Annotated in this window: 23 protein-coding genes and 1 tRNA gene; 9 read left to right on the top strand and 15 right to left on the bottom strand. The window is 72.9% G+C overall.

The features are described 5' to 3' along the window. Window positions 1-138: 138 nt before the first annotated feature. Both ACLFMI_RS13330 and uvrB read right to left on the bottom strand, forming a co-directional pair. Window positions 139-1,431, bottom strand: coding sequence for a glycosyltransferase family 87 protein (locus ACLFMI_RS13330; RefSeq protein ID WP_410948140.1), 1,293 nt, complete (start codon window positions 1,429-1,431; stop codon window positions 139-141). A 200-nt stretch (window positions 1,432-1,631) separates the two neighbouring features. Beyond that, window positions 1,632-3,890, bottom strand: a complete 2,259-nt coding sequence (gene uvrB / locus ACLFMI_RS13325; protein ID WP_410948139.1) for an excinuclease ABC subunit UvrB — start codon at window positions 3,888-3,890, stop codon at window positions 1,632-1,634. A gap of 66 nt (window positions 3,891-3,956) precedes the next feature. On the opposite strand from uvrB, the gene ACLFMI_RS13320 reads away from it, so the two are divergent. Then, window positions 3,957-4,490, top strand: a complete 534-nt coding sequence (locus ACLFMI_RS13320) for a DUF402 domain-containing protein (protein WP_410948138.1) — start codon at window positions 3,957-3,959, stop codon at window positions 4,488-4,490. A gap of 30 nt (window positions 4,491-4,520) precedes the next feature. Here ACLFMI_RS13320 and ACLFMI_RS13315 read toward each other — a convergent pair whose 3' ends face one another. The 5 genes from ACLFMI_RS13315 to rpsA form a co-directional block, all read right to left on the bottom strand. Beyond that, window positions 4,521-5,438, bottom strand: coding sequence for a hypothetical protein (locus ACLFMI_RS13315; RefSeq protein WP_410948137.1), 918 nt, complete (start codon window positions 5,436-5,438; stop codon window positions 4,521-4,523). Window positions 5,439-5,443: 5 nt separating this feature from the next. Further along, complete coding sequence (locus ACLFMI_RS13310; RefSeq protein WP_410948136.1) at window positions 5,444-6,127, bottom strand: RNA polymerase sigma factor; 684 nt, start codon at window positions 6,125-6,127, stop codon at window positions 5,444-5,446. A gap of 211 nt (window positions 6,128-6,338) precedes the next feature. Next, on the bottom strand, window positions 6,339-7,469 hold the full coding sequence (gene coaE, locus ACLFMI_RS13305) for a dephospho-CoA kinase (protein WP_410948135.1): 1,131 nt from the start codon (window positions 7,467-7,469) through the stop codon (window positions 6,339-6,341). A 60-nt stretch (window positions 7,470-7,529) separates the two neighbouring features. Next, window positions 7,530-8,348: a hypothetical protein gene (locus ACLFMI_RS13300; RefSeq protein WP_410948134.1), complete on the bottom strand. Its 819-nt coding sequence runs from the start codon at window positions 8,346-8,348 to the stop codon at window positions 7,530-7,532. A gap of 257 nt (window positions 8,349-8,605) precedes the next feature. After that, window positions 8,606-10,129, bottom strand: coding sequence for a 30S ribosomal protein S1 (gene rpsA, locus ACLFMI_RS13295; RefSeq protein ID WP_410948133.1), 1,524 nt, complete (start codon window positions 10,127-10,129; stop codon window positions 8,606-8,608). A gap of 303 nt (window positions 10,130-10,432) precedes the next feature. On the opposite strand from rpsA, the gene ACLFMI_RS13290 reads away from it, so the two are divergent. Further along, a complete protein-coding gene (locus ACLFMI_RS13290) occupies window positions 10,433-11,281 on the top strand; it encodes a class I SAM-dependent methyltransferase (protein ID WP_410948132.1) in 849 nt (282 codons plus the stop codon). 33 nt (window positions 11,282-11,314) lie between these two features. Here the strand turns inward: ACLFMI_RS13290 and ACLFMI_RS13285 are convergent, their stop codons facing one another. Further along, a complete protein-coding gene (locus tag ACLFMI_RS13285) occupies window positions 11,315-11,920 on the bottom strand; it encodes a carbonic anhydrase (RefSeq protein ID WP_410948131.1) in 606 nt (201 codons plus the stop codon). A 239-nt stretch (window positions 11,921-12,159) separates the two neighbouring features. Here ACLFMI_RS13285 and ACLFMI_RS13280 point away from each other — a divergent pair, with 239 nt between their 5' ends. From ACLFMI_RS13280 to ACLFMI_RS13260, 5 genes are all read left to right on the top strand, one after another. Then, window positions 12,160-12,588, top strand: coding sequence for a PaaI family thioesterase (locus tag ACLFMI_RS13280; RefSeq protein WP_410948130.1), 429 nt, complete (start codon window positions 12,160-12,162; stop codon window positions 12,586-12,588). 186 nt (window positions 12,589-12,774) lie between these two features. After that, window positions 12,775-14,130 (top strand): branched-chain amino acid ABC transporter permease, encoded by a 1,356-nt coding sequence (locus tag ACLFMI_RS13275; protein ID WP_410948129.1) that lies wholly within the window; start codon window positions 12,775-12,777, stop codon window positions 14,128-14,130. A gap of 10 nt (window positions 14,131-14,140) precedes the next feature. Beyond that, the gene (locus ACLFMI_RS13270) at window positions 14,141-15,136 is read left to right on the top strand and encodes a branched-chain amino acid ABC transporter permease (protein ID WP_410948128.1); all 996 of its coding nucleotides are present in this window, start codon (window positions 14,141-14,143) and stop codon (window positions 15,134-15,136) included. After that, on the top strand, window positions 15,126-16,109 hold the full coding sequence (locus ACLFMI_RS13265; protein ID WP_410948127.1) for an ABC transporter ATP-binding protein: 984 nt from the start codon (window positions 15,126-15,128) through the stop codon (window positions 16,107-16,109). Before ACLFMI_RS13270 ends, ACLFMI_RS13265 begins: the two co-directional genes overlap by 11 nt. Beyond that, window positions 16,106-16,924, top strand: coding sequence for an ABC transporter ATP-binding protein (locus tag ACLFMI_RS13260; protein ID WP_410948126.1), 819 nt, complete (start codon window positions 16,106-16,108; stop codon window positions 16,922-16,924). Before ACLFMI_RS13265 ends, ACLFMI_RS13260 begins: the two co-directional genes overlap by 4 nt. Before the next feature lie 82 nt (window positions 16,925-17,006). Here the strand turns inward: ACLFMI_RS13260 and ACLFMI_RS13255 are convergent, their stop codons facing one another. The 6 genes from ACLFMI_RS13255 to ACLFMI_RS13230 form a co-directional block, all read right to left on the bottom strand. Continuing rightward, window positions 17,007-18,326, bottom strand: coding sequence for an ABC transporter substrate-binding protein (locus ACLFMI_RS13255; protein WP_410948125.1), 1,320 nt, complete (start codon window positions 18,324-18,326; stop codon window positions 17,007-17,009). Between the two features lie 350 nt (window positions 18,327-18,676). Then, window positions 18,677-19,312 (bottom strand): ANTAR domain-containing response regulator, encoded by a 636-nt coding sequence (locus tag ACLFMI_RS13250; protein ID WP_410948124.1) that lies wholly within the window; start codon window positions 19,310-19,312, stop codon window positions 18,677-18,679. Window positions 19,313-19,451: 139 nt separating this feature from the next. Continuing rightward, the gene (locus ACLFMI_RS13245) at window positions 19,452-20,006 is read right to left on the bottom strand and encodes a hypothetical protein (protein WP_410948123.1); all 555 of its coding nucleotides are present in this window, start codon (window positions 20,004-20,006) and stop codon (window positions 19,452-19,454) included. Window positions 20,007-20,244: 238 nt separating this feature from the next. Continuing rightward, window positions 20,245-20,319, bottom strand: a tRNA-Leu gene (locus ACLFMI_RS13240). Window positions 20,320-20,550: 231 nt separating this feature from the next. Next, complete coding sequence (locus ACLFMI_RS13235; protein ID WP_410948122.1) at window positions 20,551-21,774, bottom strand: class I SAM-dependent RNA methyltransferase; 1,224 nt, start codon at window positions 21,772-21,774, stop codon at window positions 20,551-20,553. Continuing rightward, window positions 21,771-23,855: an APC family permease gene (locus tag ACLFMI_RS13230; RefSeq protein ID WP_410948121.1), complete on the bottom strand. Its 2,085-nt coding sequence runs from the start codon at window positions 23,853-23,855 to the stop codon at window positions 21,771-21,773. Before ACLFMI_RS13230 ends, ACLFMI_RS13235 begins: the two co-directional genes overlap by 4 nt. A gap of 136 nt (window positions 23,856-23,991) precedes the next feature. On the opposite strand from ACLFMI_RS13230, the gene ACLFMI_RS13225 reads away from it, so the two are divergent. Together ACLFMI_RS13225 and ACLFMI_RS13220 are read left to right on the top strand one after the other, a co-directional pair. Further along, on the top strand, window positions 23,992-24,654 hold the full coding sequence (locus ACLFMI_RS13225) for a potassium channel family protein (protein WP_410948120.1): 663 nt from the start codon (window positions 23,992-23,994) through the stop codon (window positions 24,652-24,654). Then, the gene (locus ACLFMI_RS13220; RefSeq protein WP_410948119.1) at window positions 24,654-25,313 is read left to right on the top strand and encodes a potassium channel family protein; all 660 of its coding nucleotides are present in this window, start codon (window positions 24,654-24,656) and stop codon (window positions 25,311-25,313) included. Before ACLFMI_RS13225 ends, ACLFMI_RS13220 begins: the two co-directional genes overlap by 1 nt. A gap of 19 nt (window positions 25,314-25,332) precedes the next feature. Here ACLFMI_RS13220 and ACLFMI_RS13215 read toward each other — a convergent pair whose 3' ends face one another. Further along, the gene (locus tag ACLFMI_RS13215) at window positions 25,333-26,055 is read right to left on the bottom strand and encodes a DUF3159 domain-containing protein (RefSeq protein ID WP_410948118.1); all 723 of its coding nucleotides are present in this window, start codon (window positions 26,053-26,055) and stop codon (window positions 25,333-25,335) included. Window positions 26,056-26,080 lie beyond the last annotated feature (25 nt).

Genomic DNA, 26,080 nt, shown 5'->3' with positions numbered 1-26,080 from the left:
TCGTGCTTCCGAACGTCGTGCCTCCGGACGTCGCTGTCCACCTGCACCTCCTGCCGCCAGGTTAGGCGGGTGCCGCGGGCCGCGCCATGGAACCGCGCCATGGCGACTCCGCAGGCCGGCGTCGGGGTGCCTGCGGGGTCAGCCCTGGCCGACCCGCAGGGCGAGCTCGTCGGGTGCGTGCGGGCCGCCGGGGCGCCCGGGCCCGCGGGTGACGTACCAGCAGCCCAGGGCCAGGGCCACCGTGGCCGGGATGACGTAGCTGGCGCCGAGGATCTGGTCCCCGAGGTTCCACTTCATCTCGACGCCCCAGACGTTCGGCATCCACCGGAACGGGGCGAGGTAGAAGACCGTGGCGATCACCGCGCCGAGCGCGGCCCAGACCCACGAGCGGTGCCGGGCGGCGTGCACCCCGATCGCGCACAGCGCCGGGATCACCCAGACCCAGTGGTGCGACCACGCGGTCGGGGTCGCCATCAGCACGACGGCGGCGGTCGCGGACAGCGCCAGCACCGGCTCGCTGCGCCGGATCACCGGGATCGCCATGGCGAGCAGCACGGCCACGACCACCAGCCACAGCACCGTGAACCAGGGCTCGGCGACCTCCTGGCGGGCCAGGATCGCCTGGACGGTCTCGTTGGAGAAGAACGTCGACCCGCTGACGCCGGCGGCCGGGCCCCGGACGAACCAGTACCGGTACGACGAGTCCGGGTCCACCACGAACCCGAGCCCGGTCGCGACGATCCCGGTCGCGACCGCGACGCCGACCGCCCGCCAGTCCCGGCGCACCAGCAGGAACAGCACGAACCCGCCGGGGGTCAGCTTGATCGCGGCGGCCAGGCCGAGCAGCAGACCGCGCGGCCACCGGGTCCGCGGCAGCAGACAGTCGGCCAGCACCAGCAGCATCAGCAGCAGGTTGATCTGCCCGAACGCCATCGTCTGCGCGACCGGCTCGAGCAGCAGCGTCAGGGCCAGCGCCGGCACGGTGACGATCCCGGCGCCCGCCCAGCCACCGGCCGGCCAGGCCACCCGCACCGCGATCGCGATGCACCCGGTCAGCGACAGCACGGACACGACGAACTGGATCCAGAACGCGACCCCGTAGGGCACCAGCGCGAGCGGGACCATCGCGGCCGCCGCGAACACCGGGTAGATGAAGGGCAGGACCGGCCCGTTCATCGGCTCCGGCAGGGTGCCGTACATGTCCCCGCCTGCCATCCAGACCTGCACGCCGATCCGGTAGATGTCCAGGTCGAGCGCGTAACCGCCGAGCCGGATCGCGGACCAGAACAGCGAGATCGCGAGCAGCGGGACCGTCACCCACAGCGTCCGGCGGGCGGTGAGCTCCGCACGCAGCCGTCGCAGGACGCCGGGGGCGGACGGCGCCGGGTCGGCGGGCACGCCCGGGTCGGGCGCGGGGCGGGTGACGGTCACGGGGCTCCTCCGCTGCGGGCCGTCCCGACGGGATCGAGTCCGGTCGGCCGGGCAGGGTCGTGTCCGGACGGGCCGGGTGGACGGGAACGGTGGGTCACGGTATCGGGAGCGCACCCGCACCTCGCGCGGGACCCGCCCGTCGGTACCGGGGTGCGCACCGGAACCGGACGCCCCCGGACGTACCGGGCCGGGTCATCTCGCTACTTCACCCCGGCGGCGTCCATCCCGCGCAGCTCCTTCTTCAGGTCGGAGATCTCGTCCCGGAGCCGGGCGGCCAGCTCGAACTGCAGGTCCCGCGCCGCGGCGAGCATCTGGTCGCTCATCTGCTGGATCAGGTCGGCCAGCTCGGCCCGCGGCATGCCCTGGGTGTCCTTGCCGGCGGCCACCCCGGAGCTGGCCCCCGCAGCCGGGGCACGGCCGGCCTCGCCCGCCGCGCGCTTGCCACGGGAGGCGTTCCGCCCCGATCCGCCGACCGGCACGGCCTCGGTGTCCTCGGCCTCCCGGTAGACCTGGTCGAGGATGTCGGCGATCCGCTTCCGCAGCGGCTGCGGGTCGATCCCGTGCTCGGTGTTGTAGGCGACCTGCTTGGCCCGGCGCCGGTCGGTCTCGTCGATGGCGTAGCGCATCGAGTCGGTGATCCGGTCCGCGTACATGTGCACCTGGCCGGACACGTTGCGCGCGGCACGCCCGATCGTCTGGACCAGCGAGGTCCCGGACCGCAGGAAGCCCTCCTTGTCCGCGTCCAGGATCGCCACCAGCGACACCTCCGGCAGGTCGAGGCCCTCGCGGAGCAGGTTGATGCCGACCAGCACGTCGTACTCCCCCGACCGCAGCTGGCGCAGCAGCTCAACCCGGCGCAGCGTGTCGACCTCGGAATGGAGGTAGCGGACCTTGATGCCGAGCTCGAGCAGGTAGTCGGTGAGGTCCTCGGCCATCTTCTTGGTCAGCGTCGTGACCAGGACCCGCTCGTCCCGCTCGGTGCGGTCCCGGATCTCGGCGACCAGATCGTCGATCTGGCCCTTCGTCGGCTTCACGACGACCTCCGGGTCGACCAGGCCGGTCGGCCGGATGACCTGCTCGACGAACTCGCCGCCGGTGCGGTTGAGCTCGTAGGGGCCCGGCGTGGCGGACAGGTAGATCGTCTGCCCGATCCGGTCCGCGAACTCCTCCCAGGTCAGCGGACGGTTGTCCACCGCCGACGGGAGCCGGAACCCGTACTCGACGAGGTTGCGCTTGCGCGACATGTCGCCCTCGTACATGCCCCCGATCTGCGGCACCGTCACGTGCGACTCGTCGACGACCAGCAGGAAGTCGTCCGGGAAGTAGTCGATCAGCGTGGCCGGTGCGGTGCCGGAGCCGCGGCCGTCGATGTGCCGCGAGTAGTTCTCGATGCCCGAGCAGAACCCGACCTGGCGGATCATCTCGATGTCGTACTGGGTGCGCATCCTCAAGCGCTGGGCCTCCAGCAGCTTGCCCTGGTTCTCCAGCTGCTCGAGCCGCTGCTCCAGCTCGGACTCGATGTCGGCGACCGCCCGCTCCATCCGCTCCGGCCCCGCCACGTAGTGGGTCGCCGGGAAGATCCGGATCTCCTCGACCTGCTCGACCGTGTCCCCGGTCAGCGGGTTCAGGTGGTAGAGCGCCTCGATCTCGTCGCCGAAGAACTCGATCCGCAGGGCGAGCTCCTCGTAGGCCGGGATGATCTCGACGGTGTCCCCGCGGACCCGGAACGTGCCGCGGGTGAAGGACATGTCGTTGCGGGTGTACTGGACGTCGACCAGCAGGCGCAGCAGCCGGTCCCGCTCGACCTCCTCGCCCACCGTGAGCTGCACCGACCGGTCCAGGTACGACTGCGGCGTGCCGAGGCCGTAGATGCAGGACACCGACGCGACCACGACGACGTCGCGCCGGGACAGCAGGTTCATCGTCGCCGAGTGCCGCAGCCGCTCGACGTCGTCGTTGACCGAGCTGTCCTTCTCGATGTAGGTGTCGGTCTGCGCGATGTAGGCCTCGGGCTGGTAGTAGTCGTAGTAGGAGACGAAGTACTCCACCGCGTTGTGCGGCAGCATCTCCCGCAGCTCGTTGGCCAGCTGTGCGGCGAGCGTCTTGTTCGGTGCCATCACCAGCGTGGGCCGCTGCTGCTGCTCGATCAGCCACGCGGTGGTCGCCGACTTGCCGGTACCGGTGGCGCCCATCAGCACGACGTCCTGCTCGCCGCCGCGCAACCGGTTGTCCAGCTCGGCGATCGCGTTCGGCTGGTCACCGGCCGGTTTGTGCTCGCTGACCACCCGGAAGCGCCCGTCCTTGCGCTCGATCTCGCCCACCGGACGGTGCTCGGAGTGCGCCAGCGGGGTGCCGGACGGGGTGCTGCCCGCGTCCGGATGCGCCTCGGGCTGCACGCGGATCTCCACGTTGCCCTGCCGGTCGGCGGCGCTGCCCGGGACCTCGGTCGCGAATGCCATGAACCCAGGGTACGAGCACCCACCGACAGTTTCGCCCGATGCGGGGCGGGCAGGCACGATGCACCCGTGCACCCGCCCAAGACCCAGGTCTTCGACCCGAGCGCCCGCCTCCAGATCGACACCAAGGGCGTCGAGCGCCCGGCGCACGAGCTCCGGGTGCACGACTGGGGGCTCTACCTGTCCCGCCCGGTCGTCGCCCGGCCGAACGCCTGGTGGATCGAGACCTGGGTGCTCCCCGAGCTGGGGGTGTGCCTGTCCGACTGGTACTGGCGCCCCGGGCACGAGCGCGACCAGGACCTCTACGTCGACGTCGCCGAGATCGTCCGGGACGGCCCGCTGCTGCGGATGACCGATCTCTACCTGGACCTGGTCGTGCGCCGGGGCCGGGAGACCGAGCTGCTCGACGTCGACGAGTACGTCGCCGCCGTCGCGCAGGGGCTGCTGGAGCCCCGCCTCGCCGAACTGGCGCTGGAACGCTCACACGCCGTGCTCGACGGCCTGGCCGCACACGGCCACGACCACGAGGCCTGGCTGGCGTCCCGGGGGATCGAGCTGGGGCCGCGGGCCGAGCCGGTCCCGCCGGCCGACCTGCGGGGCTGACCCCCGGCCCCCGGCCGGCCTTGCGGTCCGTCAGACCGCGGAGTGCTGCGCCGGGCCCAGCCCGACCGCGTTGCTCTGTGTGCCCTTCCCCGCCGACGTCGACGAGGGCGAGCTCGACGAGGAGCTGCTGCTCGGCCCCCCGCTGGTCGACGACGGCGGCGCAGCCGACGAGCTGGTCGACGGCGTGGTCGTCGGGTCCGGCGTGCCCTCCCCGTTCGATGAGGACGGCGGCGTCGTCGGGTCGCTGCTCGGCGGGTCGGTGGGGTCCGTGCTCGGGTCGCTCGGCGTGGTGCTCGGGTCGGACGGCGGCGTCGTCGGGTCCTCGCCGCCCTCGCCGCCCCCGGGGCCGCCGGGGTCGTCGCCGCCGGGGTTCTCGTCACCGGGGTCCCCACCGCCGGGGGGCTCGTCCCCTGGGCCGCCGGGGCCGGGGTCGTCCGGGCCCGGGTTCCCACCCGGCGGGGTCGGGTCGGGGGTCGGCGCGACCGGGGGCGGCGGGGGCGCGGCGCCACCCGCACCACCACCGCCACCGGCGGGCGGCGGCAGGCCCGGCCCGCCCGGGGCGGCGGCGGTGCCGTCCGGCGACTGCGGGAGCGCACCCCCGTCGACAGCCGCGGTGGAGGGGTCGAACGCCGGCGGCGGGCCCTGTTCGGCCGACCCCGGCGCACCGGCCTCGATCGGCTGCGGCGACGGCGCCGACGTGCTCGGCGAGGCGATCGCGAACGGCGGGCTGACGAACGACCCGCCCGGCGCCGCCGCGGTCGCGACCGCGGTGACCCCACCGAGCGAACCGACCGTGAGTACCGCCGCCGCCGCCGCGGACGTGGCGCGCCGGGCCCCGGCCGCGCGGGCGATCACGTCGTCGACCGCGGGCAACGGCACCGCCGCGGCCAGCACGTCGTCGAGCCGGTGGAACTCCCGGTCGACCGCGTGGAAATCCCTGTCGCGCACCCTCGTCATCCCCGTCCCCCCTCGGCGGTACCGGCCGGCCCCACGATCTCGTCCAGCGCCTCGGCCATGCCCTCGGTCACGACCTCACGGCCCCGGGCGAGCCGGGCCCGGACCGTCTGCTCGGACACCCGTTCCAGCGCGCCGACCGCACCGGCGGGCAGCCCGGCCATGTGGTGCAGCACCACGGCCCGCCGGTCGGCCGGGGCCAACCGGCCCAGCGCGTCCAGCAGCGCGGCGGTGCGCGGGTCGCTCTCCTCGGACGCCCGGCGGCGGCGCGGGCGCAGCAGCCGGCCCCGCATCGAGGTCCGGATCGCGACCCGGCGCACCCAGCCCACGGCCGCGTCCTCCGGGCCGTCGTCGTCCCGCGAACGCAGCTCCGTCCAGCGCCGCCAGGCCCGCGAGTAGGCGTCCTGCACCGCGTCGTGCGCGTCCTGCGGGCTCAACGTGATGGCGTAGAGCTGAGCGACCAGGCGCGGGTAGTGCGCCTCCAGGTGGGCGCCGTAGTCGGCTCGCAGCTCGCCGTGCGGCAGCGTGCGGTGCTGCTGCACCATCGCGCCGCTGATCGGCGGGGGCTCACCGCCCGTCCACTGGTCGGGGGGCACGGGCTGACCGGCCCAGGCGTCGTAGCCGGGCTCCGCGGCACGACCGGGTCCGGCCGGAACGCCGTCAGCCCCGTGTCGCTGTGCCACCGTGCTCAACCTCGTGCCCTCTCCTCGCCCTACCCGGACCGTCCGACGACCACGCCCGGCTCGGGTGCGATCGGCGGACATCCGCCAGCATCCGGCGGTACCGAGCGTTGGGCGCCCCTGTCCGCCTTGTCGACCAACGAGCGAAGGCCGTTACAGATGCGGGTCGGCGTGACCCACAACGAGGCGAATGACGTGATCCGCACGACGCCGTTCAGCCGTTCGGGTCATCTCGCCACGCCGCCGTGTGCGCGGAGTAGCGGAACGCGTCCGGATCGTCGGCGTAGAGCGCGGCGGCGGCGGCGCGCTTGCGTTCGGCGTAGGCGTCCCGGGCCCGGTCGTCGGCGCGCAACCGGTCCCGGAGCTCCACAGCGTGCCGCCACGCCGGCGAGCCCTGCTCGCGCAGCACCACGACGGCCGCCCGGCCCGGGTCGGCCGAGCGGTGCACGGCCACCGTGCCGGCCCCGTCACCCGGGTCGTGCGGGTCGGCCGGGAACCCGGCCTCGGCCAGCGCCTCGCCGACCGGGCCGGCGTCCGCGGGGTCGGTGACGGCCAGCTGCAGGTCGAGCACGTCCCGGCCGAGCAGCCCGGGGACCGCGGTGCTCCCCACGTGCTCCACCCCGCTCCCCCGCGACCCGGCCGCCACCGCGACCCGATCGGCCAGCCGCCGGGCCTGGTCCGGCCAGGTCGGGTCGGGATGCACCAGCCGGGGCGGGCCGGCCGCGACCGGACGGCCCGCCCGCAGGTTCTCCTCGAACGGCACCAGCCGCCCGTCCCACAGCGCGTCCACCCGGGCCCGGGTCTCCTCCGCCGAGCCGGAGTTGTCCAGCCAGACGTCAGCGGCCGCGCGGCGCTGCTCGTCGGTGGCCTGGGCGGCGATCCGGGCCCGCGCGTCGGACTCGGCCATCCCGCGGGTGGACACCAGCCGGGAGACCCGTTCCTGCTCGTCGACCCCGACCACGACGACCAGCGGGAACGCCGGCGCCGTCCCGCCCTCGACGAGCAGCGGGATGTCCTGCACGACGATCCCGTCCGCCGCGGCCCCGGCGACCAGCTCGTCGGACCGGGCCCGGACCAGCGGGTGCACGATGCCGTCCAGGGTCCGCCGAGCCTGCGGGTCACCGAACACGACCGAGGCCAGCGCGGGGCGGTCCAGCTCGCCGTCCGGGCGCAGGATCTGCTCGCCGAACGCCTCGACGACCGCGGACAGCCCCTCGGTCCCCGCCGCCACCACCTCACGGGCGATCCGGTCGGAGTCCACCAGCACCGCGCCGCGCTCGACGAGCCGGCGTGCGACCGTCGACTTGCCCGCTCCGATACCCCCGGTCAGCCCTGTCCGCAGCACGTGGTCACCGTAACGGCGGAAGGGCCGGCCGGGCGTGCGGGTGCCGCGACCGGCGCCCGATCAGGTGCTGCCGGCCCGCGGCGCCTCCGGGCCCGGCACGGGTGCCGGCGCGGGCACGGCCGACGGGCGGCTGCCGGGCGGCTGGGTCGGTGTCAGGGCCGGGATGATCCGCTGCGCGAGGTCGGGCAGCGTCTCGGCGGCCGACCGGGTCTGCCCGGGCGCGGAGACCGGCAGCACGAAGGTCAGCGTGTCCACGCCGTAGACCACGGCCAGGGTGGTCTCGTCCGGGCGCTCGATCAGCACCCCCGGGATGTCACCGATCTTCAGGTCGCGGGAGGCGATCGCGTTCCCACGCTCGGCGTTCGTGTTGAGCTGCCACTGCCGCGTCGCCGACGCGGCGTCGCCGTACCGGCCGATATTGAGCTGGTAGAGCACCGGCCCGGTGTTGCGCGACCCGGCGACGGCCTGCTCCTGCCCGCCGGCACGGTAGGTGCAGGCGGTCCGCTCGGTCCGGTTCACCGCGGGCTGGGGCACGCCGCGCACGGTCTGCACGGAGACCGTGCCGAGCACCTGGCCGAACAGCGCACCGGCCTGCTCGGGATCCATCAGCTCGGCGCAGTCGACCGGCAGGGCGATCTCGACCGGCTCCTCGCCGGCCTGCGCGGAACCGGACTTCTCGGCCGTGAACGTCGGCACGGCGATGTTGGGATCACCGGCGGCCGTGCCGCACCCGGCGAGCACGCCGCCGAGCAGGGCGAAGCCGGCGAGCAGGGCGACGGGCCCGCGACGGGCACGGGCGGAGGTGGGCGCCCCGGCAGCCCGGGACGGCCAGATCAGGGAGGAGCCGGACTGCATCCGGCGGACGGTGCGGCCGGCCATGCTCCCAATCTAGGTCCGATGGAGATCGACTTCCGCTGACGTTCCCGAAGCGTCATCGACTGCTGCCGAACCGTGACCTGAGCCCGGCGCGTCCGTCCCGACACGCCGATGGCCGGCGCCGGCCGTTCACCCGCAGCGGCCGGACCGCCTGCCCCGCACCGGAACCGGCCCGGACACGCACCGAGCCCCGGTGACCACAGGGGTCACCGGGGCTCGGTGCGTGTCACACCCGGTCGGTCACGACCGGGACGGGGCGATCAGGCCCCGCCGGACAGCTTCTCCCGCAGCGCGGCGAGCTGCTCGTCGCTGGCCAGCGAGCCACCGGTCTCCGCGGGGGCGCTGCTGGTGCCGGTGCTGGCGCCGCCACCGCCGCCGCCGGTGTTCGCGGAACGCTCCTCGCCACCGCCGGAGGAGTAGTTGGCCGCGGCGACGTCGTCGCCACCCTCGGCCTCGGCCTCGGCGGCCTTACGCAGCTGCGCCATGTGCTGCTCGTAGCGGGCGTGCGCCTCGGCGTACTGCTTCTCCCAGGCCGCGCGGGCCTCCTCGAAGCCTTCCTTCCAGTCGCCGGTGTCGACGTCGAAGCCCTCGGGGTAGATGTAGTTCCCCTGGTCGTCGTACTCGGCGGCCATGCCGTACCGGGTCGGGTCGAACTCGGTCTCGGTCGTCATGCCCTCGTTCGCCTGCTTCAGCGACAGCGAGATGCGGCGCCGGTCGAGGTCGATGTCGATGACCTTGACCATGGCGTCGTCGCCGACCTGCACGACCTGCTCCGGCACCTCCACATGGCGCTCGGCCAGCTCGGAGATGTGCACCAGGCCCTCGATGCCCTCCTCGACGCGGACGAACGCACCGAACGGCACCAGCTTGGTGACCTTGCCCGGCACGATCTGGCCGATCGCGTGGGTCCGGGCGTACAGCCGCCACGGGTCCTCCTGGGTCGCCTTCAGCGACAGCGAGACGCGCTCGCGGTCCAGGTCCACGTCGAGCACCTCGACGGTGACCTCCTGGCCCACCTCGACGACCTCGCTCGGGTGGTCGATGTGCTTCCAGGAGAGCTCGGAGACGTGCACCAGGCCGTCGACACCGCCCAGGTCGACGAACGCACCGAAGTTGACCACCGAGGAGACGACGCCCTTGCGGACCTGCCCGCGCTGCAGCTGGTTGAGGAACTCGCTGCGGACCTCGGACTGGGTCTGCTCCAGCCAGGCGCGGCGGGACAGGACCACGTTGTTGCGGTTCTTGTCCAGCTCGATGATCTTGGCCTCGATCTTGCGGCCGACGTAGGGCTGCAGGTCGCGCACGCGGCGCATCTCGACCAGCGACGCCGGCAGGAAGCCGCGGAGCCCGATGTCCAGGATCAGGCCGCCCTTGACGACCTCGATGACGGTGCCCTCGACCGGCTCGTCGGCCTCCTTGAGGGCCTCGATCGTGCCCCAGGCGCGCTCGTACTGGGCGCGCTTCTTGGACAGGATCAGGCGGCCTTCCTTGTCCTCCTTCTGGAGGACGAGGGCCTCGACGAACTCGCCGACCTCGACGACCTCGGCGGGGTCGACGTCGTGCTTGATCGACAGCTCCCGCGAGGGGATGACGCCCTCGGTCTTGTAGCCGATGTCGAGCAGGACCTCGTCACGGTCGACCTTGACGATGGTGCCCTCGACGATGTCGCCATCGTTGAAATACTTGATCGTCTGGTCGATGGCGGCGAGAAAGTCCTCCTCCGACCCGATGTCGTTGATAGCGACCTGCGGCGTGGTCGGGGCGGCGGTGGTGTCGGTGGACATGTAGTGGGGTGCTCCGGTGGGTTTCTCTGGCTCTGTCGGTACGCCCGCTGCTGCAGCAGCGACCGCTTCTGGGTCGTGTAGCTGTGACGTTGTAGCAGTCACCCTCTGGCGTCGATTCCCCGCGGTCGATGTCGCTGGATCTGTCGCTCGCGGCGGACGGCCGGCACGGGCGCCGGAGAGGCGCCGGAGGGCTTCCGCCACGTTGACCACGGTGCGCGAATCATGCTACGCGGGCCCGAATCAGCGGAGCAATGCGGGTCCGATGAACGGGCGAGCGGCGCACGCTGCGACGATCGGGTGGTCATGAGCACCCGCGACGAGTACTTCTCCGCCGAGCAGGTGGTCGGCACCGCCGGGGTCGCCCGCCGCCGCGTGGGCAGCACCGAGTCCGAGGCCGCCGGGCGCCGCTGGTGGGACGCCGACGCCGACGACTACCTGGCCGAACACGGCGCCGACATCGGCGACGCCGAGTTCGTCTGGTGCCCGGAACGGCTGCACGAGGGCGACGCCCGCCTGCTCGGCCCGCCGGAGGAACTGATCGGCGCGCGGATCCTGGAGGTCGGCGCCGGGTCCGCGCCGTGCAGCCGGTGGCTGGCCGCCCAGGGCGCCCGCCCGGTCGCCCTCGACGTCTCCGGCGGGATGCTCCGGCACGCCGCCGTCCTCAACGCGCGGCTCGGCACCGACGTCCCGCTGGTGCAGGCCGGCGCCGAGCACCTGCCGTTCGGCGACGCCACATTCGACCTCGCCTGCTCCGCGTTCGGCGCGGTCCCCTTCGTCGCCGACCCGCGGCGCGTGATGCGCGAGGTGCACCGGGTGCTGCGGCCCGGTGGCCGGTGGGTGTTCGCGGTGAACCACCCGATCCGCTGGGCGTTCCCGGACGACCCCGGCCCGGCCGGGCTCACCGTCACCCAGTCCTATTTCGACCGGACCCCCTACCTCGAGGTGGACGGCGAGGGCCGGGCCACCTACGTCGAACACCACCGGACCCTCGGCGACCGGGTGCGCGACGTCGTCGCGGCCCGGCTGGTGCTGGAGGACCTGGTCGAGCCGGAGTGGCCGGAGTGGCACGACGGCGTCTGGGGGCAGTGGTCCCGGCTGCGTGGCGAGCTGTTCCCGGGCACGGCGATCTTCGTGACCCGCCGGCCGGGCTGAGCCCTCGGCCGCGAGCTCGGCCGGGCTCTCGACTCAGACCTCGACGACCGCGCCCGTCGCCAGGTCGTAGCGCGCCCCGACGATCGTCAGCCGGTTGTTGCAGACCGCACCGGACAGCGAGGCGTCCGCGGACAGCTGCGCCACCACACGCCGGACGTTCGCGTCCACCGCCGCCGCGACGTCGGCGTCCGGGTCGGTGCCGTCGCCGACGCAGACCGGCACGATGTCGCCGACCAGCGCGCCCAGGGTCGACGGCGTCGGGGCGGCCCCCCCGCCCGCGACGCCCACCGCGGCCTTGACCGCCCCGCACCCCGAGTGCCCCAGCACCACCAGCAGCGGGATGCCGAGCGCACCGGCGCCGAACGCCAGGCTGCCGCGCACGGCGTCGTCGACGACCTGGCCTGCCGTGCGGCTCACGAACAGGTCGCCGACCCCCTGGTCGAACAGCAGCTCGGCCGGCACCCGGGAGTCCGAGCAGGACAGGATCATCGCCATCGGCGTCTGGCCCGCCACGACCGCCGCGCGTTCCTCGGCCGACCGGCGCGGCTCGTCGCGCTCGTCCCGCTGCCAGCGCAGGTTGCCCGCCTGCAAGGTGGCCCAGGCCTCGGCCGCCGACGGTCGCGCGTTGTCGTCCGCCACTCTCGTTCCTCCCGCCGGTCCGGGCGCACCGGGGGCCCGGGGCGCCGTGTCGCTCACGGTCACCGAACCGGGCCGATCCGGCAAGCCGGCGCGGTGTGATCTCTCCGGGTGATCTCTCCGGCGACGCCGGGGCGCGCCCTCGTGGGGCGACCGGATCGCACCCGATCGGGCGTCCGGGCCCGGGGCACGGCTCCAGCCCTCCCGGCGGGCGGGCGTCCTGCGCGCCGTACGGTGCCCGGGTGCCGATCGACGCCGCCCAGCTCCCCGAACTCGCCCCGGAGCACGCCGCAGAGCAGCTCGCCACCCGGATGGGCATCGAACTGCTGACCATCACGTTGGACGAGGTCGTCGGCCGGATGCCGGTGGCGGGCAACCGCCAGCCCTACGGGTTGCTGCACGGCGGCGCGAACGCGGTGCTCGCCGAGACGCTCGGGTCCACGCTGTCGGCGCTGCACGCGCTGCCCGAGCGGTTCCCGGTCGGGCTGGAGCTCGCCTGCACGCACCACCGCTCGGCCACCGAGGGGTACGTCACCGGGACCGCCCGGCCCGTCCACGTCGGACGCTCGACCTCGACCACCGAGATCGTCCTGACCGACCATGCCGGCCGCCGGGTCTGCACCGCGAAGCTGACCTGTCTGCACCGCGACACACGACCGCTCGTGACCTGATCGTCGCCCTGCGGTACGTCCGCGTTACGGCTCGGCCACGGCCCCGTCCGATCGGTTCGTCAGCGACCACCTCTCGGCTAGTTTCACTCCCGATCACCCAACCGGGGGTCGCGAACGGCCGACGAGGACGGACCCACCTTGTCTCCATCCCGTAGTTCACCGCACCCCGAGCGCCGCGCGGGACCCGTGGTCCGCAGGTCGCGCGCCCGCGGCGCGGCCGCGTCCCGCTGGCTGATCGGCCTGCTGGTGGTGCTGCTCGGGGGCACCGCCCTCGCCGGCACCGCCCTCTCCGGCACAGCCCTCGCCGGCACGGGCTCCCCCGGCCCGGCCGCGACAGCGGTCGCCCCCGCCCAGGAGCAGGGCATCCGCGTCAGCGGCACGCTCCGCAACCAGAGCGGGCAGCCGCTGCCGGACGTGACGATCGTGGCGCTGCGCGACGGGGCGCCGGTCGGCGAGGGGACCTCGCAGGCGAACGGCCGGTGGCAGATCAGCGTCCCGGCCGCCGGCAGTTACACGTTCCGGCTGGACGAGGCGACCCTCCCGCCGGGCACCCAGGTGCTGCAGGGCGAGGTCACCCGCGAGGTCGCCGACGGCTCGCTGAACACCGTCGTGTTCCGGTTCGGCGAGGAGCAGGAGGGGCTGGACACCTCCCCGGTGGCGCTGTTCCTGCGGCTGCTCGTCGACGGCATCCGGTTCGGCCTGGTCATCGGCATCTCCGCGGTCGGCCTCTCGCTGATCTTCGGAACGACCGGGCTCACCAACTTCGCGCACGGCGAGATGGTCACCATCGGGGCCGTCGTCGCCTGGTACGTCAACGTCGCCGGCGGGGTGCAGCTCATCCCCGCGACGATCATCGCGATAGTGATCGGCGCCCTGCTCGGCGCCGCCAACGAGCTCGGGATCTGGCGCCGGTTGCGACGCCGGGGGGCCGGGTTGATCGCCCAGCTGGTCGTCTCGATCGGCCTGTCGATCGCGCTGCGCTACCTGGTCCTGATCGTCTTCGGGGGCCGGTCCGAGTCGTTCACCGACTACACCGCCCAGACCGTGCGCGACTACGGCCCGATCGCGCTCACCGACAAGGACCTCTCGGCGATCGTCGTGGCGGTCGTGGTGCTGATCGGGGTCGCGCTGCTGCTGCAGAAGACCCGGATCGGAAAGGCGATGCGCGCCGTCGCCGACAACCGGGACCTCGCCGCCGCCTCCGGCATCGACGTCGACCGGGTGGTGCTGTTCGTCTGGATGCTCGGCGGCGCGCTGGCCACCCTCGGAGGTGTGCTGTTCGCGCTCTCCGAGCTGTCCAGCACGGTGCAGTACGAGATGGGCTTCCGGCTGCTGCTGCTGATGTTCGCCGGGGTCATCCTGGGCGGTCTCGGCACCGCCTACGGCGCGCTGCTCGGCTGCCTGATCGTCGGCATCCTGGTCCAGCTGTCCACGCTCGTCCTGCCGCTCGACCTCAAGTACCTGGGTGGTCTCGCGGTGCTGATCGTGATCCTGGTGTTCCGTCCGCAGGGGCTGCTCGGCAGCCGGGCCCGGATCGGTTGAGGGGGCAGACGTGATCGACTTCGGAAACCTCGCGGCCGTCGGCTTCACCCAGCTGATCGGCCCGTCGGCCATCTTCTTCGCGCTGCTGGCGCTGGGCCTGAACATCCACTTCGGCTACACCGGACTGCTCAACTTCGGACAGATCGGGTTCGCCCTGGTCGGCGCGTACGGCATGGGCATCTCGGTGGCCAACTACGGCGCCCCGCTCTGGCTCGGCGTCATCATCGGCATGGCGTGCGGCGTCGCGCTCGCGCTGATCCTCGGCATCCCGACGCTGCGGCTGCGGGCCGACTACCTGGCGATCGTGACGATCGCCGCGGCGGAGATCCTGCGGCTGATCACCCGGTCCACCTCGCAGACCGAGTTCACCGGTGGCACCCAGGGGCTGACCGGGTTCGGCGACGCCTTCGCCGCGGCCAACCCGTTCACCCAGGAGAGCTACAGCCTGCTGGGTCTCGAGATCCGGGCACCCGACCTGTGGGCGATCCTCATGGGCTGGACCGTCGTCGCGCTGTGCACCCTCCTGACCTGGCTGCTCGTACGCAGCCCGTGGGGCCGGGTGCTCAAGGCGATCCGGGAGGACGAGGATGCCGCCCGCGCACTCGGCAAGAACGTCTTCGCCTACAAGATGCAGGCGCTCTCGCTCGGCGGCGTGTTCGGCGCCCTCGGCGGGATCGTGTTCGCGCTGGCGACCCAGTCGCTCACACCGGACTTCTACTCCCCGCCGCAGACCTTCTTCGCCTACGCCGCGCTCATCCTTGGCGGGGCGGGCCGGGTGCTCGGCCCGGTCATCGGCGCGATGGCCTTCTGGTTCCTGCTCTCGGTGGCCGACGCGTTCCTGCGCCAGGCGACCGCTGGCGACGACCCGCTGCTGCCCTTCGTCGAGTCCCAGGACGTCGGCGCGATCCGCTTCGTGCTCGTCGGGCTGTTCCTGGGGCTCATGATGGTGTTCCGTCCCCAGGGCATCTTCGGACGCAGGAGGGAGGTGGTCGGCGATGGCCGATGAGTCCCCGTCCCCCGCTGCCACCCCGGAACGGACCACCGCCCGGGAGACGCTGTCGGGCACCTCGCCGGAGCCGGGGGCGGCCAAGCCCGACCCGGTGCTCACCATCGACGACGTCACCCGCACGTTCGGCGGTCTGACCGCCGTCGACGTCGGGCACCTGGAGATCCAGCGCGGCGCCATCACCGGCCTGATCGGGCCGAACGGTGCCGGCAAGACCACCCTGTTCAACCTGCTCACCGGCTTCGACCGGGCCGACACCGGGTCCTGGACGTTCGAGGGGACGGCGCTGCAGAAGCTGCCCCCGCACCGGGTCGCCCGCCGGGGCGTCGTCCGCACCTTCCAGCTCACCAAGGCGCTGGCCGGGATGAGCGTGCTGGAGAACATGCGGCTCGGCGCCACCGGCCAGCGCGGCGAGAGCTTCCTCGGCGCGCTGTTCACCGGCTGGGGCGCCCAGGAGAAGGCGATCACCGGGCGGGCCCACGAGCTGCTGCGACGGTTCCAGCTCGACGCCAAGGCCGAGGACCTCGCGGGGTCGCTGTCCGGCGGTCAGCGCAAGCTGCTCGAGATGGCGCGGGCGCTGATGATGGACCCGACGGTCGTCATGCTCGACGAGCCGATGGCCGGGGTGAACCCGGCGCTCACCCAGACACTGCTGGGCCACGTCCGGTCGCTGCGGGACGAGGGCATGACGGTGGTGTTCGTCGAGCACGACATGGACGTCATCCGCGACGTCAGCGACTGGGTCGTCGTCATGGCCCAGGGCCGGGTGATCGCCGAGGGCCCGCCGGAGGCGCTGTCGTCGAACGAGGCCGTGGTCGACGCCTACCTGGGGGCCCACCACGACCAGGTGCTGGAGTTCGACGCCGAGGGCAACCCGGTCGGCGAGACCGCCGAGCTGGTCGAGGAGATGGAGGCCGCCGAGATCGTCGGCGAGGAGCGGGCCGAGCCGTCCGAGGAGGGGAAGCGCTCGTGAGCGACAACGCATCCGGTACCGACCGGGCCCGGACGCCGGAGGAGGCAGCGGCCCCCGAGGTGCACGCCGAGCTGGCCGAGGGGGCGCTCCTGCGCTGCGACTCCCTCGTCGCCGGGTACGTCCCGGGCGTCGACATCCTGACCGGCAGCGACTTCTTCCTCCGGGACGGCGAGATCGTCGGCATCATCGGCCCGAACGGGGCAGGCAAGTCGACGCTGCTCAAGGCGATGTTCGGGCTCATCCCGGTGCGCACCGGCGGGGTCCGGCTGCGCGACGCCGAGATCACCGGTGCCAAGGCGCACGTCCTGGTGACCAGGGGTGTCGGCTACGTGCCGCAGCGGGACAACGTGTTCCCCTCGCTGACCATCGAGGAGAACATGCAGATGGGCGTGTTCCTGCGACCCCGGACGTTCGCGAAGCGGTTCGACGAGGTCGCCGACCTGTTCCCGATGCTCGGGCAGCGCCGGAGGACCAAGACCGGGTCGCTGTCCGGCGGCGAGCGCCAGATGGTGGCGATGGGCCGGGCGCTGATGATGGAACCGTCGGTGCTGCTGCTCGACGAGCCCTCCGCGGGCCTGTCCCCGATGCTGCAGGACGAGGTGTTCGTGCGCTGCAAGCGGATCAACGCCAGCGGGGTGTCGATCATCATGGTCGAGCAGAACGCCCGCCGCTGCCTGCAGATCTGCGATCGTGGCTACGTCCTCGACCAGGGCCGGGCCGCCTACACCGCCGGCGGCAGGGAGCTGCTGAACGACCCGAAGGTCATCGAGCTGTACCTGGGCACCCTGGCCGGCAGCAGCGAGAAGAAGCGCTGACCGACCCCGGCCGGGCACGACGAGAGGGGCGGGCCGTGTGGCCCGCCCCTCTCGTCGTGGTGGTGGTGGTGTCGTGCGGGCGTCAGCCCTGGGCGCCGACCCGGACGTACTGGATGTCCGGGCTCAGCGTGTTCTCCGGGGTGAAGGTCTGCACCCCGTAGCTGCCGGATCCGGGCTCACCGGCGTCGGTGAAGTCCAGGGTGCCGGTCACGCCGTCGTAGTCCGGGTCACCGCCGCGGTCGATCACCCCCTTGCAGGTCGCCCAGGAGTCGCACTTCTCGCCGTCCTTGGTGATCCCGTTGATCTGCGTGGCGATGTCGGCACCGTTGGTCGACTTCGCCGCCTCGGCCGCGAGCGCGGAGAGCATCACCGCGTCGTAGGACTCACCGGCGTACTGGACGTCGGTCAGGCTCGGATCCTGCTGCTTGAGCCGCTGCTGGAAGTCACCGGCCAGCGGGGTCAGCGGCGAGGTGCCCTTCATCCCGTTCAGCAGGCCCGGCGGGAGCCCCTCGCCGAGCGAGTTGCCCATGTTGCCGTCGGTGCCGTAGATCGCCTTCTGGGCCGGGCCGATCTGGACCTCGTTCATCCGGGTGAGGATCCGCTTGGACTCGTCGAAGCCGATCACCGCGACCGCGTCCGGGTTGAACTGCACGACCTGGTCGATCTCCGGGTTGTAGGACGCCGCGTTCGGGTCGAAGATGATCTTCTGGATCTGGTCCTGCGGGATCCCCGCCGAGATCAGGTTGCGCTCGGTGGAGTCGGCCAGCCCGGCACCGTACGGGTCGTTGCGGGCCATCAGCGTCACCCGCTGCGCGCCGTCGGCGGTCATCACCTGGGCCAGCGCCTGGCCCTGCAGGACGTCCGGCGGTGCGGTGCGGAAGTACAGGCCGGCGTCCTGCCAGCAGGTGAACTCGTCCGAGGTGTTCGCCGGCGAGAACTGGACGACGCCGGCCCGGGTGATCTTGTCGATCACCAGCTTGGAGACGCCGGACGCGGCCGCGCCGACGATCACCTGGGTGCCGCCGGCGAGGTGCCGGTCGACGGTCTGGTTCGCGATGTCGGTGGTGTCGTCACCGGAGTCACCGCGCAGGTGCTGGATCGGGTTGCCCAGGACGCCGCCGCCGGAGTTGATCTCGTTGACCGCGACGTCGACACCGGCGAACTCCGGCGGGCCGAGGAAGGCCAGGCTGCCGGTCTCGGGCAGCAGCGAGCCGATCTTCAGCGGCGCGGTGCTGGGGCTGCCGCTCGGCTGCGCCTGGGCGGGGGTGCACTCCGGAGCGGCGCCGTCCGGGGCCGCCTCCCCGCCCCCGCCGGAGCCACCGGCGTCCCCACCACCACATCCGGCCAGTACCAGCGACGCCACCCCGGCGAGGGCGGCGAGTCGCCACGTGGATCGAGCCATACGAGTTCTCCTTATGACCGGCCCCCACGGTCATCCGCGCGCGGGGAGGATGGCGGAAAACTAGTACGGCCGCCTCAGAAAAAACGGGACGGTCGACACTCGTGACGAGAATGTGATGATCCAGGGCGCGGTTGTCGCGCCGGATGATCGCCGATGTCGATCACACGACCACGGCTACCGGTTCCGCTTTCCCCGGGATGCGCCACGGAACGGAATCGGAACGGTTTCGGAACCGTCGGGTCCGTAACGTTCCGGACAGTTCTGCGAGCCCGTTCGCCCCGGACGCAGCGAGCCCCGCCACGCGCGGGTGCGTGACGGGGCTCGGGTACGGCGCGGAGCGGGCGACCCGGTCAGGACGAGGATTTGGCCGGGGCCAGACCCTCCACGACGGCCTCGGCGACCGCCTTCATCGTCGTCCGGCGGTCCATCGCGGTGCGCTGGATCCAGCGGAACGCGTCCGGCTCGCTCATCTTCTGGTGGGTCATCAGCAGGCCCTTGGCCCGGTCGACGACCTTGCGGGTCTCGAACCGGTCGGTGAGCGAGGCGACCTCGTCCTCGAGTGCCTTCTTCTCGGCGAACCGGGAGACGGCCAGCTCGATCGCCGGCACCAGCTCGTGCCGCGCGAACGGCTTGACCAGGTAGGCCATCGCGCCGGCGTCGCGGGCGCGCTCGATCAGGTCACGCTGGCTGAACGCGGTCAGCATGACGACCGGAGCGATCTTCTCCTCGACGATGGTCCCGGCCGCCTCGATGCCGTCCTTCTTGGGCATCTTGACGTCCATGATCACGAGGTCCGGCCGGAGCTCGCGGGCCTGGCTGATCGCGGCCTCGCCGTCGCCGGCCTCACCGGCGATCTGGTAGCCCTCCTCGGAGAGCATCTCGGCCAGGTCCATCCGGATCAGGGCCTCGTCCTCGACGACCAGCACCCGCCACCCGGGCTGCGGGCCGGCCTCGGCCGGGCTCTCTGCGGGAACGTTGTCGGCCACCGGGGATCTCCTCCATGACGAATCTGGGACCGGAAGGCTCCACGCTACCGCCGATGTCACCCTCCGGTCGCCTCACTTCGGCCTTTCGTGTGCGGAAACACGTCACAACGTGGGCGTTATGACGGCCGACGCGCACGGCTCAGTTCTTCGGTCCGATCGCGGCGTCCAGGGCCGCGACGGCCTCCCGCCGCGCCACCGAGAGCGATGTCGGACGGTTCCGCCGGTGCGCGATCCGCAACAGGTCCAGCGCATCCTCGGCCAGCCGCAGGATGTCCTCCGAGGTGTTGGCGAGGAACCACCGGGGATAGGCGTACTCGGTCACGGTCCCGTCCGAACGCCGGGCGCGGACCCGGTTCGTCGCGCGGCAGCCGTCCGCGTGGAACGGCCCCTGCAGGAACGGCGCCGGGTGGGCCTCGACGATCCGCTGCTGCCAGGGCTCCAGCCGGATGGCGCGGGTGTGCTTCATGCCGGGTCCGTGCTGGGGGAACAGGCAGGTCCAGTGCTTGGAGTAGCTCTTCACCTCGGTACAGCCGATCCGCCGGACCCGGCACACCGCACCACCGAGCAGCCCTCCCATCGCCGCCTTGACCTCGTCGAGGATGCCGGGCCATCCGTCGTCGCCGACGACCGACAACGACTGGACCCCGCGCCGGCCGACCACGATGTGGCCGTCCCCGAGGTACATCCCCAGCATGTACGGGTAGCAGGGCGGCGCTGGTTCTCCGCGGCACCGGAAACACCGAGGCTGGGGATCGGCGGCCCGACGGGACCCCCGACGCCAGTGGCCCACCGTGCCTTCGGGCAGACCCAGCTCACGGGCGACGTCACGACACGTGCGACCGGCGGCCAGCAGGGACAAAGCGTGGTCGACGGTACCCCGCGGGTGCATGGCACAAGTGTGCGAGCGACCACCGACAGAATCGGGTCGACGGTGCCCCCGGTGGGACTCGAACCCACACTGTACGGATTTTGAATCCGCTGCCTCATGCCGTTTGGGCTACGGGGGCTTAGTGCATTCAGCGTATTTCCTTGTGTCCCCTCACCTTAGCGGTCCGGCTGAGTCGAGGGGAATCCGACCCGCGCCCACCCGGGTCGGAGCGCGCAGTCGTGACCCGACCCTTCCTCGCCAGGGAGCGGGTCGCCACCGCGACGACGGGCGATCATCAGCGGAGTGCCCGACGCACGGCGTCGGGGTTCGGCGCAGGCCGGACAGGTGCGGGTCCGTAAACGGCACCGGCTCAACCGTCCCGTTCCAGCACCGCCACCGCCTCCAGGTGATGGGTCATCGGGAACGCGTCGAACGCCCGCAGCGCGGCGACCCGGTACCCGTTGTCCGCGAACAGCGCCAGGTCCCGGGCAAGCGCGGCCGGGTCGCAGGCCACGTGCACCACCCGGCGCGGGCGGCGGGCCGCCAGCGCCCGCACGGCCGCACCGCCGAGCCCGGCCCGCGGCGGATCGGTCACGACGACGTCCGGGGCCGGTTCCAGCCGGGCGATCTCGCGCTCCGCCCGGGCCTGCACGAACCGCACCTGGGACAGGTCGGCCAGTGCGGTCCGGCCGTCCGTCACCGCGGACGGCGAGGACTCCACCACCAGCACCGTCCCGTCCGGGCCGACCTGGCCGGCCAGCACCGAACCCAGCACGCCGACCCCTCCGTAGAGGTCCCAGGCGACGCCGCCGAGCGGGGCCTGCGCCCAGTCCCGCACGACGCCGGCGAGGGTGCCGGCCAGCTCCGGGTGGACCTGCCAGAACGTGCCCGGGGAGAGCTCCCAGGCGCGCCCGGCCGCGCGCGCGGTCCCGCCGGCGTCGACCCGGGCGGCACCGTCGTCGCCGACGGTCACGTCCACCTCGGACCCGGGCCGGAACCGGCGTGCCAGCACCGGCTCCAGCGCGCCGCCGGGCACCAGCGGGCAGTCGGCGATCTCGCAGACGTCGTGGCTGCGGTGCGCGCGCAGGCCGGGCACGCCGACGTCGTCCACGGCGAGCCGGACCCGGGTGCGCCAGCCCAGCGGTCCACCGGGCAGCTCCTCGACCTCGACGGCGTCGAAGCCGACCGCCGAGCGCGGCGCGGCCGCTCCGGCCAGCCGGTCCAGCTGCTCGCGCAGCACTGCGGTCTTCAGCCCGCGCTGGGCCGCCGGGGAGGCGTGCTGGAAGTCGCAGCCACCACAGCCGCCGGGACCGGCCCACGGGCAGGGCGGCTGCACCCGGTCCGGCGACGCCTCCAGGACGGCGACGGTGTCGGCCCGGCAGAACGCGCCGCCGGGGTCCTCGGTGACCACGGCCCGGACCCGCTCGCCGGGCAGCGCGTGCCGGACGAACACGACCCGGCCGCTCCCCTGCTCGGGCGCCGGCAACCGGTCGTCGTGCGCCCGGGCCACGCAGTGCCCGCCGTGCGCGACCGCCCCGACCGTGAGCTCCAGCATCCGGTCGGTCCAGTCCCCGGTCTCCGGAACCGCGCTCATCGGTCTCCCCCGGATCGTCCGGTGCCGCGCCCGCCGGCGGTCCCGGCGCTGCTGCCGTCGCGGTCGACCCGCTCGCCGGGCAGCTGCGCCGGCTTCCCGGCGGGATAGCCGCGGCGGGACGCGCCGGGGGCGTTCAGCGGGGACAACGCCCGGGTCCGCGACGACGACGGGAGCTGCCACGGCACGCTGGTCACCATCACGCCGGGCTGGAACAGCAGCCGGCTCTTGAGCCGCAGCGCGCTCTGGTTGTGCAACACCTGTTCCCACCAGTGGCCGACGACGTACTCCGGGATGTAGACGGTCACCACGTTGCGCGGGGAGTCGGACCGGATCCGCTTGACGTAGTCCAGCACCGGTCGGGTGATCTCCCGGTACGGCGACTCGACCACCTTGAGCGGCACCGGCAGGTTCCGCTTGCCCCACTGCTCGACCAGCTTCTTGGTGTCGGTGTCGTCGACGTTGACGGTGACCGCCTCGAGGATGTCCGGCCGGGTGGCGCGGGCGTAGGCCAGTGCCCGCAGGGTGGGCTTGTGCACCGTCGAGACCAGGACCACGGCGTGGTTGCGGGAGGGCAGGACGTCGTCGGCCTCGTCGGCGACCAGCGCCGCGGAGACCCGGTCGTAGTGCATCTGGATCAACCGCATGAGCACGAAGAACCCGGCCATCGCGACGATCGCGATCCAGGCTCCGAGGGTGAACTTGGTGACCAGCACGGTGACCAGGACCAGCCCGGTCATGCAGCCGCCGAAGCCGTTGATCGCCTGGCTGCGCCGGATCCGGCGCCGCTCGGCCGGCTCCGGTCCGAGCTCGAGCTCGCGCGTCCAGTGCCGGACCATCCCGGCCTGGGACAGCGTGAAGGACACGAACACGCCGACCGTGTACAGCGGGATCAGCCGGGTGACCTCGGCCTCGAACCCGACCACCAGGCCGATCGCGAACAACGCCAGCAGCACGATGCCGTTGGAGAACGCGAGCCGGTCGCCGCGGGTGTGCAGCTGGCGGGGCAGGTAGCGGTCCTGGGACAGGATCGACCCGAGCACCGGGAAGCCGTTGAACGCGGTGTTCGCCGCCAGCACCAGGATCAGCGCGGTCGTCACGATCACGAAGAAGAAGCCCGGTCGGAAGTCGGCGAACACCGCGCCGGCCAGCTGGGCCAGCAGGGTCTGCTGCTGGTAGCCGGGCGAGGCGTCCGGGAACTGCCGCGCCGGGTCCTCGGCGATCTGCACGGATGTGAGCTGGGCCAGCGCGATCAGGCCCATGAACATCGTCACCGAGATCCCGCCGAGCAGCAGCAGCGTGGTGGCCGCGTTGCGGGACTTGGGTTTCCGGAAGGCCGGTACGCCGTTCGAGATCGACTCGACGCCGGTCAGCGCGGCCGCGCCCTGGGTGAACGACCGCAGCACCAGCAGCATCAGCGCGAACCCGGTGAGCTGGTCGCCCTCGGCCACCAGGTCGAGATCCGCGCTGGCGGCCCGGATGTCGTCGCCGAGGAGCAGGATCCGGGTCAGCCCCCAGATGATCAACGCGGCGACACCGAGGATGAAGGCGTACACCGGGATCGCGAACGTCGTACCGGACTCGCGGATGCCGCGCAGGTTGATCGCGGTCAGCACGACGATCGCGGTCACCGCGAACAGCGTCTTGTGCTCGGCCACGAACGGCACCAGCGCCCCGATGTTCGCGGCCGCCGCGGAGACCGAGACCGCGACGGTGAGCGTGTAGTCGACGAGCAGCGCGCTGGCCACGGTGAGCCCGGCGCTGCGGCCGAGGTTCACCGTGGCGACCTCGTAGTCGCCGCCGCCGGACGGGTAGGCGCGCACGTTCTGCCGGTAGCTCGCCACCACGGTCAGCATCACGATGACGACCGCGAGCCCGATCCACGGCGACATCGTGTAGGAGGCGACCCCGGCCACCGACAGGGTCAGGAAGATCTCCTCCGGTGCGTACGCCACGGACGACATGGCGTCCGAGGCGAAGACCGGCAGGGCGATGCGTTTGGGCAGGAGCGTGCTGGTCAGGCGGTCGCTGCGCTGCGGTCGTCCGACCACGAGCCGCTTGAGAGCGACGGCGAGCGTGGACACGGTGCGCAGCCTAAGCCCCGGGCACCGGGGCGACGCGATAGCGTGCGCGCGCGATCGCGCGCCGGCCACGGCAGCCGCGCGAACCGCACGAATCGCACATCCGCTGGCCCCGAACGGCCGGAAGGACCCTCTCGCCATGCACGTCGTGATCATGGGATGCGGCCGGGTGGGCGCGTCCCTGGCCTCCGGCCTGGAACGGCTGGGCCACGAGGTCGCGGTGATCGACCGGGACCCGCAGGCGTTCCGCAGGCTCGGACCGGACTTCCGCGGACGTCAGGTGGTCGGCTTCGGTTTCCACCGGAGCGTCCTCGACGAGGCTGGGGTGGCCTCGGCCGACGCGTTCGCCGCGGTCTCCTCCGGGGACAACTCGAACATCATCGCCGCCCGGGTGGCGCGGGAGAGCTACGGCGTCGGACGCGTGGTCGCGCGGATCTACGACGCCAAGCGGGCCGCGGTCTACGAGCGGCTCGGCATCCCGACGGTCGCGACCGTGCCGTGGACCACCGACCGGCTGCTGCGGATGCTGCTGCCGGACGGGGTGGCGACGGCCTGGCGGGAGCCGACCGGCACGGTGGCGGTGCTGCCGCTGCCGCTGCACGAGGAGTGGGCTGGGCGCTCGGTGCGCAGCCTGGAGGAGGCCACCCGGTCCCGGGTGGCGTTCATCGTGCGGTTCGGCACCGGCGTGCTGCCGGAGGCCGGGACCACCGTGCAGGCCGAGGACACCGTGTACGTGGCGGCGGTCTCGGGCACGGTCAGCGACGTGACGGCGGCCGCCGCGGCGCCGCCGGAGGAGGACTGATGCGGGTCGCGATCGCGGGCGCGGGCGCCGTCGGGCGGTCGATCGCGCTGGAGCTGGTCGAGTCCGGGCACCGGGTGCTGCTGATCGAGCGGGACCTCACCCAGATCGACCCGAACGCCGTCCCGGAGGCCGACTGGGCGCACGCCGACGCCTGCGAGCTCGCCTCGCTGGAGGACGCCGGCATCGAGGGCTGCGACGTGGTGATCGCCGCGACCGGCGACGACAAGGTCAACCTGGTGGTGTCGCTGCTGGCGAAGACCGAGTTCGGGGTGCGCCGGGTGGTGGCGCGGGTGAACGACCCGCGCAACGAGTGGCTGTTCGGCGAGAACTGGGGGGTCGACGTCGCGGTGTCCACCCCGCGGCTGCTGGCGGCGCTGGTCGAGGAGGCCGTGGCCGTCGGTGACCTGGTGCGGCTGATGACACTGCGCCAGGGCCAGGCGAACCTGGTCGAGGTCACGCTGCCTGAGGCGACGCCGTTGGCCGGGCGCCCGGTGCGGTCGCTGATCCTGCCGCCGGACTCGGCGCTGGTGACGATCCTGCGCGGCGGCCGGGTGATCGTCCCGCAGCCCGACGACGCCCTGGAGCCGGGCGACGAGTTGCTGTTCGTGGCGACGGCTGCGGTCGAGGAGGAGATCCGGGACGCGCTGGCGCGTTCCTGAGCCGGACCCGGTGACCGTCTCAGGTGGTCGCCGAGCGCTCGGCGCGGCGGACGATCAGCACGGTGGCCACGATCGCGACCGCCGTCAGCGGGTACCCCATCGCCAGCCGGGCGACGCCCAGCCAGGTCTCGGAGTTCGCGAGGTAGAGCCCACCCTGGACGATCACCTTCGCCAGGAACGTGGCCGCCCAGACGCCGGTCGCCCAGCCGTAGGCGCGGACCAGGCGCGAGTCCTGCCGCCACTCGGTGCCGTGCCCGTTGATGCTGTGCCAGATCACCCCGGCCAGCGGCCACCGGACGATCATCGACACGAGCGCGACCAGGCCGAGGAACGCGCTGTAGAGCAACCCGGGCAGGTAGAAGCCGCGGGCTTCACCGGTCTGGTTGGCCACCAGGGCACAGATCCCGACGCCGATCAGACCGGAGATCGCCGGCTGGATCGGGTCGCGACGCACCAGCCGCCAGATCAGCACCGCGACGCCGGCCGCGAGCGCCGCGTAGAGCGCGATCCGCAGTTCGGCGAGCACGTTGACCAGGACGAACACCACCACCGGGATGGTGGAGGCGACGATCCCGGGTACGCCGCCCATCTGCTCCAGCAGGGTCGGGCCGGTGGGCTGCCTGCCCTCCGACGCGGGCGGGACCGGTTCGCCGATCCGGCCGGTCTCCTGCTCCGGCGCCGCGGGTGCGTCGACCCGCGGCAGCCGGGTGGTCGGGGGGTCGTCGTGGTGGGAGTCGCTCACTCCGGTCCGATCGCTCACGGGGCCC

The sequence above is a fragment of the Pseudonocardia nantongensis genome (assembly GCF_046546495.1).
Classification (GTDB): domain Bacteria; phylum Actinomycetota; class Actinomycetes; order Mycobacteriales; family Pseudonocardiaceae; genus Pseudonocardia; species Pseudonocardia nantongensis.
Note: the sequence above shows the minus strand (reverse complement) of the source record. Positions and strands in the feature narration are given on the sequence as shown.